The 15,945-nt window shown below is 64.3% G+C and carries 14 protein-coding genes; 13 read left to right on the top strand and 1 reads right to left on the bottom strand.

Features of this window, described 5'->3' with window-relative positions; translation table 11 throughout:
* Positions 1 to 8 precede the first annotated feature (8 nt).
* The 6 genes from CH42_RS10910 to CH42_RS10885 are packed head-to-tail and all read left to right on the top strand — an operon-like array spanning position 9 to position 4,425.
* Entirely contained in the window at positions 9 to 359 is a 351-nt protein-coding gene (locus tag CH42_RS10910) for an HIT domain-containing protein (protein WP_053353183.1), read from the top strand.
* Positions 349 to 1,341: a PhoH family protein gene (locus CH42_RS10905; RefSeq protein WP_053353182.1), complete on the top strand. Its 993-nt coding sequence runs from the start codon at positions 349 to 351 to the stop codon at positions 1,339 to 1,341. The genes CH42_RS10910 and CH42_RS10905 overlap by 11 nt, the downstream gene beginning before the upstream one ends.
* The gene (ybeY, locus tag CH42_RS10900) at positions 1,338 to 1,799 is read left to right on the top strand and encodes an rRNA maturation RNase YbeY (protein WP_053353181.1); all 462 of its coding nucleotides are present in this window, start codon (positions 1,338 to 1,340) and stop codon (positions 1,797 to 1,799) included. Before CH42_RS10905 ends, ybeY begins: the two co-directional genes overlap by 4 nt.
* Positions 1,796 to 3,085, top strand: coding sequence for a hemolysin family protein (locus CH42_RS10895; RefSeq protein WP_053353180.1), 1,290 nt, complete (start codon positions 1,796 to 1,798; stop codon positions 3,083 to 3,085). Before ybeY ends, CH42_RS10895 begins: the two co-directional genes overlap by 4 nt.
* On the top strand, positions 3,082 to 4,005 hold the full coding sequence (era, locus tag CH42_RS10890; protein ID WP_053353179.1) for a GTPase Era: 924 nt from the start codon (positions 3,082 to 3,084) through the stop codon (positions 4,003 to 4,005). The genes CH42_RS10895 and era overlap by 4 nt, the downstream gene beginning before the upstream one ends.
* Positions 4,006 to 4,056: 51 nt before the next feature.
* Positions 4,057 to 4,425, top strand: a complete 369-nt coding sequence (locus tag CH42_RS10885; RefSeq protein WP_053353178.1) for a DUF5684 domain-containing protein — start codon at positions 4,057 to 4,059, stop codon at positions 4,423 to 4,425.
* Between the two features lie 26 nt (positions 4,426 to 4,451).
* Here the strand turns inward: CH42_RS10885 and CH42_RS10880 are convergent, their stop codons facing one another.
* Entirely contained in the window at positions 4,452 to 6,263 is a 1,812-nt protein-coding gene (locus CH42_RS10880; RefSeq protein WP_053353177.1) for a DUF2207 domain-containing protein, read from the bottom strand.
* Between the two features lie 235 nt (positions 6,264 to 6,498).
* On the opposite strand from CH42_RS10880, the gene leuA reads away from it, so the two are divergent.
* From leuA to CH42_RS10845, 7 genes are all read left to right on the top strand, one after another.
* The gene (leuA, locus tag CH42_RS10875; protein WP_053353176.1) at positions 6,499 to 8,277 is read left to right on the top strand and encodes a 2-isopropylmalate synthase; all 1,779 of its coding nucleotides are present in this window, start codon (positions 6,499 to 6,501) and stop codon (positions 8,275 to 8,277) included.
* 93 nt (positions 8,278 to 8,370) lie between these two features.
* Positions 8,371 to 9,012, top strand: a complete 642-nt coding sequence (gene ruvA / locus CH42_RS10870) for a Holliday junction branch migration protein RuvA (protein WP_053353175.1) — start codon at positions 8,371 to 8,373, stop codon at positions 9,010 to 9,012.
* Entirely contained in the window at positions 9,009 to 10,007 is a 999-nt protein-coding gene (gene ruvB, locus CH42_RS10865) for a Holliday junction branch migration DNA helicase RuvB (RefSeq protein ID WP_053353174.1), read from the top strand. The genes ruvA and ruvB overlap by 4 nt, the downstream gene beginning before the upstream one ends.
* 142 nt (positions 10,008 to 10,149) lie before the next feature.
* Positions 10,150 to 10,641, top strand: coding sequence for a preprotein translocase subunit YajC (yajC, locus tag CH42_RS10860; protein ID WP_053353173.1), 492 nt, complete (start codon positions 10,150 to 10,152; stop codon positions 10,639 to 10,641).
* A gap of 64 nt (positions 10,642 to 10,705) precedes the next feature.
* A complete protein-coding gene (secD, locus tag CH42_RS10855) occupies positions 10,706 to 12,484 on the top strand; it encodes a protein translocase subunit SecD (protein ID WP_053353172.1) in 1,779 nt (592 codons plus the stop codon).
* Positions 12,485 to 12,486: 2 nt separating this feature from the next.
* The gene (gene secF, locus CH42_RS10850) at positions 12,487 to 13,542 is read left to right on the top strand and encodes a protein translocase subunit SecF (RefSeq protein WP_053353171.1); all 1,056 of its coding nucleotides are present in this window, start codon (positions 12,487 to 12,489) and stop codon (positions 13,540 to 13,542) included.
* Between the two features lie 143 nt (positions 13,543 to 13,685).
* A complete protein-coding gene (locus CH42_RS10845) occupies positions 13,686 to 15,932 on the top strand; it encodes a RelA/SpoT family protein (protein ID WP_053353170.1) in 2,247 nt (748 codons plus the stop codon).
* The last annotated feature ends 13 nt before the right edge of the window (positions 15,933 to 15,945 follow it).

Raw genomic sequence — 15,945 nt, 5'->3', positions numbered from 1 at the left:
CTGGACGCATGGCAGTAGACACCGTGTTCGGTAAGATCGTGTCCGGCGAGATCCCGGTCGAGATCCTCGCGGAGACCGCGCGCGTCATCGCGTTCCCCGACATCAACCCGCAGGCACCGGTACACATTCTCGTGATCCCGAAGACCACGGCGTACGAGAATGTTGTGGAGCTCGCGGCGGCCGAGCCCGAAACCCTCGCGGAGATGGTCGCGGTCGCGAAGCGGCTCGCCGACGAGCGCGCCAACGGTGAGTTCCGCCTCATCTTCAACAACGGTGCGACCGCGGGTCAGACCGTGTTCCACGTCCACGCGCACGTGCTCGCGGGCGACCTCGAGGAGCGTTCACTCGGTGACGCCTGATCCTGAGCTGCAGCGCACCATCCTGCTCGCCGGAGTCGACCTCGCGTCGTTCCTCGGGCATCGCGACCAGCTGATCTCTGACTTGGAGGCGCAGCACCCCGATGTGCGATTCCATGCGCGCGACCAGGTGCTCACGCTGCACGGGCCGTCTGGCGCGGTGCGTGCCGCCGAGCAAGTCGTCAACGAAATACTCGAATTGGCACGTCGCAGTGGTGCGGTGTCGCGCCGCGACGTGCAGGAGGTGACACGCATGGTGCACGACGGTCAGGGGCCGACGGCTGCGCAGGTGCTCAGCGAACCGATTCTGTCGGTGCGCGGGCATGCCGTGCGCGCCCAGACCCGTGGGCAGCGCGCTTACGTCGACGCCATCGATCAGCACACCATCGTGTTCGGCATCGGGCCTGCCGGAACGGGGAAGACCTACCTCGCCATGGCGAAGGCCGTGCAGGCGCTGCAGCGCCGCGAGGTCGCGAAGATCATTCTGACGCGACCCGCAGTCGAAGCCGGTGAGCGTTTGGGGTATCTCCCAGGCACGCTCGAAGACAAGATTGACCCGTATCTCCGGCCGCTTTTCGATGCGATCGGTTCAATGATGGATGCCGACGTGGTGCCCAAGCTCCTCGCGAGCGGCACGATCGAGGTGGCGCCGCTCGCCTACATGCGCGGCCGCACGCTCAACGAGTCCTTCGTCATTCTCGATGAGGCGCAGAACACGACCCCCGAGCAGATGAAGATGTTCTTGACGCGTCTCGGCTACGGCTCGAAGATGGTGGTCACGGGCGACGTCACGCAGGTCGACCTGCCGATCGCGGCGAGCGGTTTGCGCGTCGTCAACCGCATTCTCCGCGGAGTCGAAGACATCCACTTCGCCGAACTCGGCTCTGACGACATCGTGCGGCACAATCTCGTCAGTCGCATCGTCGACGCCTACAGCGCATACGATCAGTCGGCCCAGCAGCACCAGAACGGAGGCGCCCAGTGAGCGTCGAGATCAATAACGAGTCAGGGATCGACGTCGAGGTCGGGCGCATGCAGCGCCTTGCCGCATTCGTGCTCGAGTCCCTGCACGTGCACCCCGATACCGAGGTGGGCGTCATGCTCGTCGACGAGGGGTCCATCGAGCGCCTGCACGTGCAATGGATGGACGAGCCGGGGCCGACCGACGTGCTCAGCTTCCCCATGGACGAGCTTCGCCCGGGGCGGTCCGACGCGCAGACTCCCGCCGGCCTCCTCGGAGACATCGTGATCTGCCCGCAGGTTGCCGAGGCGCAGGCAGACGCGGCGGGGCATGATCTGCCCCAGGAGATCTCCGTGCTGCTCACCCACGGCATGCTGCACCTGCTCGGGTTCGACCATGCGAACCCGGAGGAGGAGGCGGAGATGTTCGGGCTGCAGCGCGATCTGCTGCTCTCCTTCGCCATGCACGAGCGCTCTCGATGAGTCTGCCGCTCGCACTGCTCTTTCTCGCAGCTGCGGCGGTGCTGCTGGCAGTCGGCGGTCTGCTCGCTGCGACTGACGCCGCGCTCGGGGTGCGTTCCAAGGCCGAACTGCTCGCGCTTGCCGAAGAATCACCGCGCACCGGCGCTGCGATTCGTGCGATCGCGGAAGACGAGGCGCGACATGCGAATGCGCTCGGATTCGCGCGCGTGTTCGCCGAAACACTGTCGGCCGTGCTCATCACACTGGTGCTCGCATACTCGCTTGAGCAGCTGTGGCTTGAGCTGGTGCTCGCCACCCTGGTTATGACCGCGGTGACCTTCGTACTGGTGGGGTCGAGCCCGCGCACGGTGGGATCGCACCACCCCGACGCCGTCATTCGTTTCGCGGCCCCATTGCTGCGCGGACTGCGCGTCATTCTCGGCCCGATCGCCACGGGTCTCGTGCACTTCGGTGATCGAGTGACTCCCGGGCGCGGCACGAATCGGCGCATTCGCGACGAGCAGCAGCTGCTCTCGATGGTCGATCAGGCCGCTGAGCAGGCCGTGCTCGAAGACGACGATCGCGATTACATTCACTCGCTCGTCGAATTCGGCGACACGTTGGTGCGCGAGGTGATGGTGCCCCGTATCGACATGGTGACGGTCGATGCGGATCAGACCGTTCGTGAAGCTCTCGAGCAGCTGCTCGCGGCGCGGCATTCGCGCGTGCCGGTCATCGACGGCGACGTCGATGACGTGGTCGGCATCGCTTATCTCCGAGATGCGAGCGGGTTCATGCTCCGCCGGCCCGAAGAAGCCGAGCAGGCTCCAATCACACGCATCACGAAACCCGCGATCTTCGTGCCCGAAGTGCAGCGCGCCGACCGGCTGCTGCGGCAGATGCAACAGGAGTCCAATCATCTTGCGCTCACCGTCGATGAGTACGGCGGCATCTCCGGGCTCGTCACCCTGGAAGACCTGATTGAGGAACTGCTCGGCGACATCTCGGACGAGCATGATCGAGATGTTCCCGAGATCATCACTCGCGACGACGGCTCATTCCTCGTCGCAGCGCGCCTATCGGTCGACGAACTCGGTGAGCTCTTCGGCATCGAACTGGAGGACGACGAGGTCGAGACCGTCGGCGGATTGGTTGCGAAAACCCTGGGTCGCTTGCCTGAGCGCGGCGATACCGTCACTATTGCAGGAATTGAGCTCACGGCCGCCGACACGGAAAGACGGAGACAGCGGTTGCGCACTGTCGAAGCGCGCTGGGTCGGGCAGGTCGACGGAGAGGAAGAACTATGACCGAGCAGCCAGAGGAGACCACGGTGGATTCGCCGGAGTTCCGGGCAGGATTCGTCTCGTTCGTGGGGCGCCCGAACGTCGGAAAATCGACGCTGACCAATGCCCTCGTCGGGGAGAAGATCGCCATCACGAGCCCGAAGCCGCAAACGACGCGGCGGGCGATCCGAGGTATTGCGCATCACGCGCATGGCCAGCTCATCATCGTGGACACTCCGGGGATTCACCGTCCGCGCACCCTGCTCGGTGAGCGTCTGAACGCGCTGGTCGAAGCGACACTCGGCGATGTCGACGTCATCGGGTTCTGCGTCCCCGCAACCGAGAAGCTCGGCCCCGGCGACAAGTTCATCAATGATCGCCTCAACGATTTCCCCCGTGCGAAGAAAGTCGCCGTACTCACCAAAGTCGACGAGGCGTCGAACGGCGAGATCATCGATCAGCTCACGCGCCTCGGTGAGCTCCGCGAATGGGACGCGGTGGTGCCGATCTCGTCAGTGACGAATGATCAGCTCGACGTGTTGACCGACGTGCTGCTCGAACTCATGCCGGTGTCGCCTCCGCTGTACGAGGAAGAGCAGACGACCGACGAAGGAGAAGACGACCGTATCGCCGAGCTGATTCGCGAGGCGGCGCTCGAGGGCGTGCGCGACGAGCTGCCGCACTCGCTGGCAGCGACCGTCGAAGACCGCGAAGAGCGCGAAGACGGACTTCTGGAGATCTACGCAAACCTGTACGTGGAGCGCGATAGCCAGAAGGGCATCATCATCGGACACCGCGGGTCGCGCCTCCGCGACGTGGGCGAGAGAGCACGCAAGGAGATCGAAGCGCTGCTCGGCCGGCGTATTTACCTGTCGCTGCGGGTCAAGGTACTGAAGGAGTGGCAGCGCGATCCCAAAGCACTGGGAAAGCTCGGTTTCAACTAAGCTCTCGCGTAGGTGGCGCTGCAGGGGTGCCAGCGCATCGAAGGGGTCGCCATGGATATCACGGACGAGACGCAGATCACCACGTTGTTCCAGAGCTACGGCATCGTCGGCATCGCCTGGTACATTGTCATCGCGATCGCGCTCTGGCGCGTGTTCTCGAAGGCGGGATATCCCGGAATTCTGGCGATCATCCCGATCGTCAATGTCTTCATCCTGGTGAAGGTAGCCGGGTACTCCGCGTGGATGGGGCTGCTCTACCTGATTCCGATTGTGAACATCATCTTCGGCATCTTCGTGGCGATCCGTCTCGGTGAACGCTTTGGCAAGGGGGGCGCGTTCTCGTTCTTCCTGCTCTGGCTGTTCGCGTTCATCGGCTACCTCATCATCGGGTTTGGTGACGCGAAGTACCGACGCAGCTGAACGGTCGGGGCGAGGGTGCGGGCCGATCACCGTCCACCGGAGAAGCCTCCGCCCCCGCCGCCTCCGGCGAACCCACCGCCGGTCGATCCGCCAGAGCTGCTCGAGGTGTAGCTCACGGATGAATGCAGTGACTGCGTGAATTGCGAGATCGTGCTCGTCGCGTGTTCGATCCCCGCGAGCCCGACCGCTGGGTACCACAGTGGCACGGACGCAGCGTGTTCCTGATAGGCGACTTGGAGCACGCGCGTCCATTCTTTCTCCAGGCCGAACAGCATGGCATAGGGGAGCAGACGTTCGTACAGGTGCACGACGTGCACAGTTCCATCCGCTGCACGCTCCGCACCCGTGTGCGACTGCAGCATCCGCAGGCGATCGGCCTCCGCGACGCGGATGAACTCGCGGACGCCCTCGAGGTATTCACGAGCCTCCGCGCCCGTTGGTGTGCTCACGCGCTGCTTCACGATCGACCCGATCGCGAGAACCGCAGCGAACAGCCCCATCGCGATGAACGCGACCGCGAGTCCGTTGTTGCGCTGCGCCAGCGCGAGGAACGTGAGCACGGCGAGCACCGCGACGCACGCCAGGGAGATCCACCCCCAGCGCCGGGCGGGACGACTCACGATGCGTTCCCAGTACCCGCGATCCGTCGCTGCGGTGGTGCCCGCCGACTGCAGCGCCGCCATGCGCTTGCCGAACTTCTCGTCGCGCTTCGGTACCGAAAACGCCTCGCCCGGTGTCCCTGACGGAAAGAGCTCGCGCAGCGCTGCGACATCCAGCGGATCGGCGGCCCGTGATGGGTCGATGAGGCGGAGCACGGGCTGGCCGGGCTTGTCGCCGAAGAAGCCGTGTTCTGTCTCGCCATCTTCAATGCGGATCGCTCCGCGCACCGCGAGGTGCACGAGCTGGGCGGAGGCCGCCTTCTCCGACGCCCCGACGAGGGGGCCGGCGATGAGCGGCGGGAGTGAATCGGGCACGTCGTACTGTGCGACGATGGTGCCCCGCCCGTGAGCGCGCTTCCGACGCGTGGAGAGTGCAGACCCGACGCCCGCACCTGCCGCGGCGAGAGCCGCGCCGCCGACGATGAACGGCAACGTGTCGAGTGTGAAGTTCGGCAGCCGAGCGGCTGGCTGAGCGACGGTACCGGCAACAAGCCCGATCGCCACGCTGAGTCCCTGCCGAGGGGCAAGGGCGAGCGGCGCTATCTCGAATGACGTGCCCGCCCGCGTCATCGCGCAGGTGTCGGTCGAGCCGGCAGCACCCGCAAGACAGCGCGTATTGCCGTTGAGGTGATCCGCCAGTGCATCTGAGAAGTTGACTGTGGCGCTGAACGATGCCACGGGCTGCAGGTGCTCGAAGTCCATCAGGTCCCAGAAGAACTCGTCTGCGTCGCCGTCCGCGCGCGCGAGCACGACATCGCGCAGCGTGTATGAGATCACGTAGGTCTGCTCGCCGTGCACGTACTCATCGGTGCCGGTGAGTACCGCGATGAACCCATCGTCTTCCTCGATGTCAAACGGCACCGCATCGCCTCGGGTATCGGTGACGGTGAAATTCGACGGATTGGTATCGACGCCCTCGTACTTTTCGGGGAGGCCGCGGACGATGCCGCGATTCTGATCGACATCGGGGAACTCGGCGATGAGCGTCTCCGTGATGTGAGCGCTTGCCCGGCCCTCGGCATCCGTGTCGAGGTGCACATCGACATGCCAGCTCCGGTAGGAGAAGTCAGAGACGTCGGCGTGGGCCGGGGTCGAGGGGAGTCCCCATCCGAGGAACGCGAGTGCCGCGAGCAGCAGTGCACCGACGGTCGTGCGGGCGAGGCGGGAACGAGTGGCCATGCATGCCAGGCTAGGGCACTCGTGCGGTGAGCGCCGAGGTCACGTGTGCGACTTCGAGGCGCGCACCTCGTCTGAACGCGGAGCCGCGAAGTGCTAGAGTGATCCACATGCTGTTCGGCTCGCTTCTTCTTAGCTGCCGCGACGAGTCCTCGACTTCGAACTAATCAGTCTCTGGCCTCTCTCGTCGCGGCGTTTGTGTTTGGCTGAGCAAGTTTTCGACGAGAAAGACGAGTCCATGCAGAATCTGCAGCAGCCTTCGGGAATGCCCACGCACCGTTACCGCCCGTTCCACGAGATCATCGACGTGGAGTTGCCGGATCGCACCTGGCCCTCGCGCCGCATCACGGAGGCCCCGCGCTGGTGCGCCGTCGATCTCCGTGACGGCAACCAGGCGCTCATCGACCCGATGAGCCCCGAGCGCAAGCGCATCATGTTCGACCTGCTCGTGAAGATGGGCTACAAAGAGATCGAGGTCGGCTTCCCGTCGGCGAGCCAGACCGATTTCGATTTCGTGCGGCACCTGATCGAAGACAACGCGATCCCCGACGACGTCACCATTCAGGTGCTGACGCAGGCCCGCGAACACCTCATCACCCGCACCTACGAATCGCTGATCGGCGCGAAGCGCGCCATCGTGCACCTGTACAACTCGACCAGCATTCTGCAGCGCGACGTCGTGTTCCGATCGGATCGCGCTGGCATCAAGCAGATCGCCGTCGATGGCGCGAAACTGTGCAAGGCGAGCGAGCACATCTGCGCCGATACCGAGATCTACTACGAGTACTCGCCCGAGTCGTACACGGGAACCGAGCTTGAGTACGCCGTCGAGGTGTGCAACGACGTGCTCGAGGTGTTTGAACCGACTGCGGAGCGCAAGGTGATCATCAACCTCCCCGCGACGGTCGAGATGGCGACGCCCAACGTCTACGCTGACTCGATCGAGTGGATGAGTCGGCACCTGAACCACCGCGAGAACGTCATCCTGTCTCTGCACCCGCACAACGATCGAGGCACCGGCATCGCTGCCGCCGAGCTCGGCTATCAAGCCGGCGCCGACCGCATCGAGGGCTGCCTGTTCGGCAACGGCGAGCGCACGGGCAACGTCGATCTCGTGGCCCTGGGCATCAACCTGTTCACGCAGGGGATCGATCCTCAGATCGATTTTTCGCGTCTCGATGAGGTACGCCGCACGGCCGAGTACTGCAACCAGCTTCGGGTGCCCGAGCGCAGCCCGTGGGCCGGTGACCTGGTCTACACCGCCTTCTCTGGTTCGCACCAAGACGCGATCAAGAAGGGCTTCGAGCGCATGGCTCAGGATGCCGAAGCCGCGGGTGTGACCGTCGACGACATCGAGTGGGCCGTGCCGTACCTGCCCGTCGACCCGAAAGACCTGGGCCGCTCGTACGAGGCAGTCATTCGCGTCAACTCGCAGTCGGGTAAGGGCGGCGTCGCCTATCTCCTCAAGACGGATCACCACCTCGACCTGCCTCGTCGTCTGCAGATCGAATTCAGTTCGGTCGTGCAGGGGGTGACCGACGCTGAGGGCGGCGAGGTCTCGAGCGACGAGATCTGGCGCATCTTCCAGGATGAGTATCTTCCGTCGCAGCACGCCGATGCCGAGCGCTGGGGGCACTACGAAATCTTCCGCACCTCCTCGACGAGTGCCGGTGACGGGGTCACCGAACTCACCGTCGATTACCGTGCGGGGAGCGAAGATCAGCAAACGACGGCTCGCGGCAACGGCCCGGTCGACGCGTTCATCACGGCGTTGAACGAAGGTGGGCACTCCGTGACGCTCTTCGATTACGTTGAGCACGCGATGAGCTCGGGTGGCGACGCAGTCGCTGCATCGTATGTCGACCTCGAGGTCGACGGTCAGCGGCTGTGGGGCGTCGGCATCGACCCCGATACGAGTCGGGCCACGCTCAAGGCGATCATCAGTTCGGTGAACCGATCGATCCGTAATACGGCTGCAACTGGCGTGACCGCAGAGTCGGCTCAGCTCGGCGCCTGACGCATCGGCAGCGTCGCTCCCGAATCGTACATATGTTCGAGTGCACGGAGTGGCGCTGCGGCCGATGTCGATGGAACCTCGTAGGGTGATGGGGTGATTGCTTCGATTCGCGGGCCGGTGCTCGCCTCCGGTGCCGGCTGGGTAGTGATCGAGGTCGGCGGCCTCGGTATGCGTGTGGAAGTGCCGCACGGGCGCGTCGCTCAAGCGGTGCCCGGCGATGAACTCCTCCTGTTGACGTCGTTGGTCGTTCGCGAAGACTCGCTCACGCTCTTCGGGTTCGCCTCGCAGCAGGAACTCGACGTCTTCGGCCACCTGATCGCGGTGTCGGGTGTCGGCCCGCGGAGTGCGCTCGGGGTGCTCTCTGCCTTGACGCCCAGTGAGATTGCCGGCGCCGTTGCGAACGACGACGAGAAACCGTTTCGCAAGGTGTCGGGCATCGGTCCGAAGACGGCGAAACTCATCACCGTCTCGCTCGCCGGCAAGCTCTCCGAGATCGCGCTCGGTGCGGGGCCTGGCAATGAAGCCGACTCGGTTCCGGACGCAGGTGAGGCGACCGCCGCCGCCGTGGCTGACGGGCTTGCGGGCCTGGGCTGGAGCGAATCCGATGCTCGAGTCGCCGTCGATGACGCGCTCGCGGCGGGGGCGCCCTCAGACCATGCCGGGCTCCTCCGAGCAGCCCTGGCGCTGCTCCAAGCGGGTCGCGGCGGCAATCGTGCGTCGAGGGGTGCCCGATGACGGGGGAGTTGTCGGCGCAGGCGACCCCCTCCGAGCAGGGCTACGAGGGGGCGTTGCGCCCGGCGACGCTCGCAGAGTTCGTCGGCCAAGCGAAGGTGCGTCGGCAGCTGTCGCTGTTGCTCGATGCCGCGACCATGCGTCGACACACTCCGGATCACATCCTGCTCGCTGGGCCGCCCGGGCTCGGCAAGACCACGCTGTCGATGATCGTCGCCGCTGAACTCGACAAGCCGTTGCATCAGACCTCAGGCCCGGCGATTCAGCATGCGGGCGACCTCGCCGCTGTGCTCTCCGCGCTCACCCCGGGCGAAGTGCTGTTCATCGATGAGATCCATCGCATGGCGCGCAGCGCCGAAGAGATGCTCTATCTGGCGATGGAGGACTTCAAAGTCGACATCATGGTCGGCAAGGGAGCCGGAGCAACTTCGGTGCCCCTCGACCTGGCGCCATTCACGCTCGTCGGCGCGACGACTCGCGCCGGGCTGCTCCCGAACCCGCTGCGCGATCGTTTCGGGTTTACCGCGCATCTCGAGTTCTATGCCGATGAAGAGCTGGCCAGTGTCGTGCGCCGGGCAGCCGGACTGCTCGGCTTCTCGTTGTCTGAGACCGGGGTCGAGGAGATCGCCCGTCGTTCACGCGGAACGCCGCGCATCGCGAACCGACTGCTGCGACGCGTGCGCGATTACAGCCTGGTGCACGAGGCGCCGGGTGATACCGGCACCGTGCGAGCCGCACTGGCGCTCTACGATGTGGACGAGCACGGACTTGACCGACTCGACCGCGAGGTGCTCCGAGCGGTCGTCGAGCGCTTTAATGGCGGGCCGGTCGGCCTATCGACGCTCGCGGTGTCGGTCGGCGAAGAGGCGGAGACCATCGAGGCGGTCGTCGAGCCGTTCCTCGTGCGCACGGGATTGCTGTCGCGCACGCCCCGCGGACGCGTCGCGACGCGCCTCGGATGGGAGCACGTGGGTCTTGAATCCCCGACGGTGGGGTAGTCGCACTCGCTCGTGCGGGTAGGGGCATGCGATTCGCCCAGAAAATCATCAGATGGCGGGGAGCATTCACAGCGACCTCCCGATAAACTGATCGAATCTGTGCCTCACGAGACGCACGTGCACGCCCATTGAAAGGACCATTGTGGCTCTGGACCCGATCACTATTGTGATGTTCGCGCTGATCGCGCTGTTGATCTTCTTCATGTTCCGCAACGGCAAGAAGCGTCAGGCAGCGATGCAGGAGCTGCAGAACAATGTTCGTCCCGGTGCCGAGGTGATGCTGCAGTCGGGCATTTACGGCACGATTGACTCGATCGACGAAGAAGACAACAAGGTGACCGTGCGCAGCGGCACCTCGACCTTTGTCGTGCACCGCAACGCGGTGTCGCAGGTCGTATCGCCGGTTGATGCAGCTGCCGCTGCACCCGCTGCAGATCTTGCGCCCGATGACGACCCCGCGTTCGGCGAGCGTCTCGGTGCTCAGAACGAGACGTCGCCGATCGCGGATGCCGCTGCGGATGCCGAAACGGCTGCGCAGAATGGCGCTGCCGCCGCTGAGTCCGAAATCGCGGGCAACACCGGCGAAACCCCCGATGCCGATGAGACGGGAACCGGTTCAGCGCCCAAGGCCTGATCCTGTGGTTGCGGCTCTCGGGCCGCAACCATCCCCGCTCGCGTAGAGAGAAAGCAGTCCAGTCTTGGCGTCTTCACCCGCCGTGAGGCGAGCCCGTCGCTCACTCATCTTCCTTCTGATCATCATTGTGGGGCTCTCCGGTCTCATCGCCTATGGCGTGTTCCGGAGCAGCGCTACGTGGACGCCGAAGCTGGCGCTCGACCTGCAAGGCGGAACTCAGATTCTGCTCGCGGCGGAGCAGACCGATGGCGAGACGGTCGCGGGCGACCAACTGCAGCAAGCAGTGTCGATCATCCGTCAGCGTGTCGACGCAGCCGGCGTCTCCGAGGCCGAGATTACGACGCAGGGTAACCAGCACATCTCGGTCTCGATTCCCGGGAAGGCCGATGAAGCCACGTTGCAGCGCATCGAAGCTTCGGCGAAGCTCGACTTCCGCCCGGTCCTGACGTACAACGTCAGTGCGAGTGCCGCGACAGCGGATACCGAAGTCAGCGAAGACGAAGCGGCAGCTGCGGAAGATGACGCGAAGGATGCTGACGCGAAGGATGCTGACGCGAAAGCCGACGATGCGGCCGCGACTGACACGAGCGATCTCGACCCCGAGACGATTCCCGAGAGCGCTGGCGATCTTGCCTGGATCACCCCGGCGCTCCAGGAGAAGTTCGATGCCTTCACCTGCAACTCCGAGGATGCGCTGGGAGCCGGTGACGCTCCTGACGACCGTCCGCTCATTACCTGTGACGACACGGGCGCGCTGAAGTACATTCTGGGCCCCGTCGAGCTCGACGGCTCCGTGATCAGCGACGCGACGGCTCAGGTCGGTACAACCTCCACGGGCGCCTCCACCGGCGAGTGGGTCGTGCAGATCATCATGAACAAGCAGGGCACCGAGACGTTCGGCAAGATCAGCACGCGACTCTTCGGCGCAACTGCGCCCCAGAATCAGTTCGCGTTCGTGCTCGATGGTCGCGTGCTCTCCGCTCCGACGATGCAGGCTCAGATTCTCGACGGTCGCCCGTCGATCAGTGGCCAGTTCACCCAGGAGTCGGCTGCGGCGCTCGCCGATCAGCTGAAGTTCGGAGCTCTGCCGATCGACTTCACCGTGCAAAGCCAGGAAGATATCTCAGCGACGCTCGGCACGAACCAGCTCGCGGCGGGGCTTCTCGCCGGGTTGATCGGCCTCGTGCTCGTGGTGATCTACTCCGCATTCCAATACCGCGCCCTGGGTTCGCTCACCGTCGCATCCTTGGTGATCGCCGGTATTCTGACCTACCTCCTGCTCACCTTCTTCTCGTGGCGACAGGGCTACCGATTGTCGTTGGCCGGCGTCGCGGGCATCATCGTTGCGGTCGGATTTACAGCGGATTCGTTCATCGTCTACTTCGAGCGCATTCGTGACGCGCTGCGCGACGGATTCTCCATCGAGAGCGCGGTCGAGCACGGATGGAAGCGCGCGTTCCGCACGGTGCTTGCCTCGGACGGCGTCAACTTCCTCGCCGCGGTGATCCTCTTCATCCTGGCTGTGGGCAACGTGAAGGGCTTCGCGTTCACACTGGGCCTGACGACCCTCGTGGACGTCGCGGTCGTGGCACTCTTCACGCACCCGATGATGACGCTGCTCGCACGGACTCGGTTCTACCAGGGCGGGCACCCCTTCTCTGGGCTCGATCCGAATAAGCTCGGCGCGGTGTACCGCGGTCGCATGCAGTTCCGCGAGCCGGTGATGTCCAGCCAGGGCGCCGGTAAGAAGAACGCACGCAGCCAGGGCGAAGCCGCCCGTCGCCAGACGATCGCCGAGCGCAAGGCCCTCGCAGCCAACGCCTCGACCGGAAAGGACAGCTGATCATGGCTCGTCGCTCATTCGCCGAGTTCGGCAACGCGCTCTACACCGGTGAGAAGTCCATCAACTTCGTCGGTCGACGCAAGACGTGGTACCTGATCTCGCTGATCTTGATCGTGATCTCGATCGCGGGCCCGATGCTGCGTGGCGGGTTCGCGTTCGGTATCGAATTCACCGGTGGCAGCCAGTTCCAGGTGCACCTCGCCGATGGCCAGGACCGCGACCCGGCGATCGCCGAGGCGGCGGTCCGGGAGGCGTTGCCGTCGAGCGCGCCTCGCGTGTCTCAGCTCGGCCCCACCGACATACGCGTGCAGACGGAGGCGCTGGACGACGCGGAGAACCGAGTCGTCGCCGAAGCGCTCGCCACGAAGTACGATGTGCCGGTCGATGAGGTCACGACCTCCTACATCGGGCCTGCATGGGGGCAAGACATCACTCGTCAGGCGATCATCGCCCTGATCGTGTTCATCTTGTTCGCGGCCTTGGTCATGGCGATTTACTTCCGCACATGGAAGATGTCGCTCGCCGCCATCATCGCGTTGCTCCACGACCTGGTGATCACGGCTGGCATCTACGGAATTTCCGGGTTCGAGATCACGCCTGCGGCGATGATCGGGTTCCTCACGATTCTGGGCTACTCGCTGTACGACACCGTCGTGGTGTTCGATAAGATCCGCGAGAACACGGCCCCGGGTGAATTGAACGATCGACGCACGTTTGCGGAATCGGTGAACTTGGGCGTGAACCAGACGCTGGTGCGTTCGATCAACACCTCGATCGTCGCGCTGTTGCCCGTCGGCTCGATTCTCTTCATCGGTGCATTCGTGCTCGGCGCGGGAACACTGCGCGACATCTCGCTCGCGCTCTTCATCGGTATCTTCGTGGGAGCGTATTCCACGATCTTCATCGCCTCTCCGGCCTATGCGCACCTGCGCGAGGGCGAGGCAGCGATCAAGAAGCGCGATGCCAAGGTGCTGCGGTTGCGTGAACGCAACGACGCCACCACCGCGGATGCCGTGGCAGACGCGGGCGACGGCGGGCTCGAGGAGCCGGTGCGCTAATGCGCGTCTGTGAAACGCCGGGGGAACGGGTGACCGTCTCCCTCGGCGTTTCGTGTATCTATCGGGGTGCGCACGCCGCGTCGCTCGTTTTGCTCCGCGCTGGGCGCGGGGTGTAGCGTTCAATCATTCCAGGGAGGTGAGCCGTGGCGACACAAGACGCAACGACCAGTGGCACGACGGCGCTCCGGCGCCTGGTGCCCAGAATCTTCTCGCGGGGCAGCGCCCCGGGTGCCGTGGATCAGTTGATTCGCACCGTGCGAGGCAACCACCCTCGTGCCGACCTGTCGGTCATCGAACGAGCTTACGCGGTTGCCGAACGCGCGCACCGGGGCCAGAAACGGCGCAGTGGCGAGCCGTACATCACCCACCCCATCGCAGTCGCCCAGATTTTGGCCGACCTCGGCATTGCGCCCGTGGCCATTGCAGCTGCGTTGCTCCACGACACCGTCGAAGACACGGAGTACACGCTCGACCAATTGAGCCAGGAATTCGGCGACGAGATCGCGATGCTCGTCGATGGCGTGACAAAGCTCGACAAGGTGAAGTACGGCGACTCGGCACAGGCCGAGACGGTGCGCAAGATGGTCGTCGCAATGTCGAAAGACATTCGTGTGCTCGTCATCAAACTGGCTGATCGACTGCACAACGCGCGAACCTGGGGGTTCGTGTCGAGCGATTCCGCGAAGCGCAAGGCGCAGGAGACCATCGAGATCTATGCGCCGCTGGCGCATCGACTCGGCATTCAGTCGATGAAGACTGAACTCGAAGATCTCTCTTTCGCCGTATTGAAGCCCAAGCTCTACGCCGAGATCCAGAACCTCGTCGCGCAGCGCAACCCGCAACGCGATGAACTCGTTGGCGTGGTGATCAGTTCCATCGAAAGTGATCTCCGCGAGTCGAAGATCCGCGGTGAGGTCACCGGTCGCCCGAAAGAGCTCTACTCGATCTATCAGAAGATGATCGTGCGAGGTCGCGATTTTGACGAGATCTACGACCTCGTGGGAATCCGTGTGCTGGTGAACTCTATCCGCGATTGCTACGCGGTCTTGGGTGCTGTGCACGCGCGGTGGACTCCAATACCTGGCAGGTTCAAGGACTACATCGCGACGCCGAAATTCAACCTGTACCAGTCGCTGCACACCACGGTGATCGGGCCCGACGGCCGAGCAGTCGAAATTCAGATTCGCACCGTCGAGATGCATCAGCGTGCCGAGTACGGTGTCGCGGCCCACTGGAAGTACAAGCAGCGTCAGTCGGGCCAGACGCAAACGTCAAACGATATGGCGTGGCTAGCGCATATCTCGGACTGGCAGGCCGAGACTGAAGACCCGAGCGAATTCCTCGATGCGCTGCGCTACGAGATCGGCGCGAAAGAGGTCTACGTCTTCACTCCGAAGGGGCGCGTGATCGGGCTCCCGGCGGGAGGAACGACCGTCGACTTCGCGTATGCCGTGCACACCGAGGTCGGCCATCGCACCATGGGCGCGCGCGTCAACGGGCGCCTCGTGCCGCTCGAAACCGCGCTGCAGAACGGCGATGTCGTCGAGGTATTCACCTCCAAGGATCCGAATGCCGGGCCCAACCAAGACTGGCTCAATTTCGTACAGAGCAAGCGGGCGCAGAACAAGATCCGTCAGTGGTTCACGAAGGAACGTCGCGAAGAGGCGGCGGAGGCCGGCAAGGTCGAGATCACCAAGGCGCTGCGCAAGCAGGGCCTTCCGCTGCACCGGGTCATGAACTCTGCGGCGCTGCAACAGATCGCCCTGCAACTGCGATATCTCGACGTCACGGCTCTCTACGCTGCCGTAGGCGAGGGGCACGTCTCTGCGCAGTCTGTGGTGGAAAAGGTCACCGCGCTGGTCTTCGACGAGCAGACGTCCACGGAACCGGCGCTTGCAACGCTGCCGATCATCGAGGCTCCGCGTGCACCCAAGACCACCGACTCCAGCGGCGTCGTGGTCACCGGGGCGTCCGATGTGCTCGCCAAGCTCGCGAAGTGCTGCACCCCGGTTCCCGGCGATGAGATCCTCGGGTTCGTCACTAAGGGCCAAGGCGTCTCAGTGCACCGTGTGGATTGCCATAACTTCCTCGCGCTTCGCGAGCAGGAAGACCGCGTGGTGGGGGTCGAATGGGCGCCGACGTCAAAGAGTGTCTTCCTCGTGCAGATTCAGGTCGAAGCACTTGATCGTTCAGGCTTGCTTTCGGATGTCACTCGTACGCTCTCGGAGCACCACGTGAACATTCTGTCGGCCTCGGTGAACACGTCAAGCGCGCGCCTCGCGATCAGCCGTTTCGTGTTCGAGATGGCGAACGCGACGCACCTCGAACACGTGCTCAACGCGGTGCGGCGCATCGACGGCGTGTACGACGTCTATCGCATCACGAATTGAGTTGACCGGTCAG

This window comes from Leucobacter musarum subsp. musarum, from assembly GCF_001273845.1.
Taxonomy (GTDB): domain Bacteria; phylum Actinomycetota; class Actinomycetes; order Actinomycetales; family Microbacteriaceae; genus Leucobacter; species Leucobacter musarum.
This window is presented reverse-complemented; position numbering and strand designations above follow the sequence as displayed.

What these genes read in the sequence shown, in the direction of transcription:
- secF (WP_053353171.1), top strand. Translation starts at nt 12,487, where the DNA reads ATGGCTCGTCGCTCATTCGCCGAGTTCGGCAACGCGCTCTACACCGGT.
- ruvB (WP_053353174.1), top strand. Translation starts at nt 9,009, where the DNA reads ATGACGGGGGAGTTGTCGGCGCAGGCGACCCCCTCCGAGCAGGGCTAC.
- CH42_RS10910 (WP_053353183.1), top strand. Translation starts at nt 9, where the DNA reads ATGGCAGTAGACACCGTGTTCGGTAAGATCGTGTCCGGCGAGATCCCG.
- CH42_RS10880 (WP_053353177.1), bottom strand. Translation starts at nt 6,263, where the DNA reads ATGGCCACTCGTTCCCGCCTCGCCCGCACGACCGTCGGTGCACTGCTG.
- era (WP_053353179.1), top strand. Translation starts at nt 3,082, where the DNA reads ATGACCGAGCAGCCAGAGGAGACCACGGTGGATTCGCCGGAGTTCCGG.
- CH42_RS10895 (WP_053353180.1), top strand. Translation starts at nt 1,796, where the DNA reads ATGAGTCTGCCGCTCGCACTGCTCTTTCTCGCAGCTGCGGCGGTGCTG.
- leuA (WP_053353176.1), top strand. Translation starts at nt 6,499, where the DNA reads ATGCAGAATCTGCAGCAGCCTTCGGGAATGCCCACGCACCGTTACCGC.
- CH42_RS10885 (WP_053353178.1), top strand. Translation starts at nt 4,057, where the DNA reads ATGGATATCACGGACGAGACGCAGATCACCACGTTGTTCCAGAGCTAC.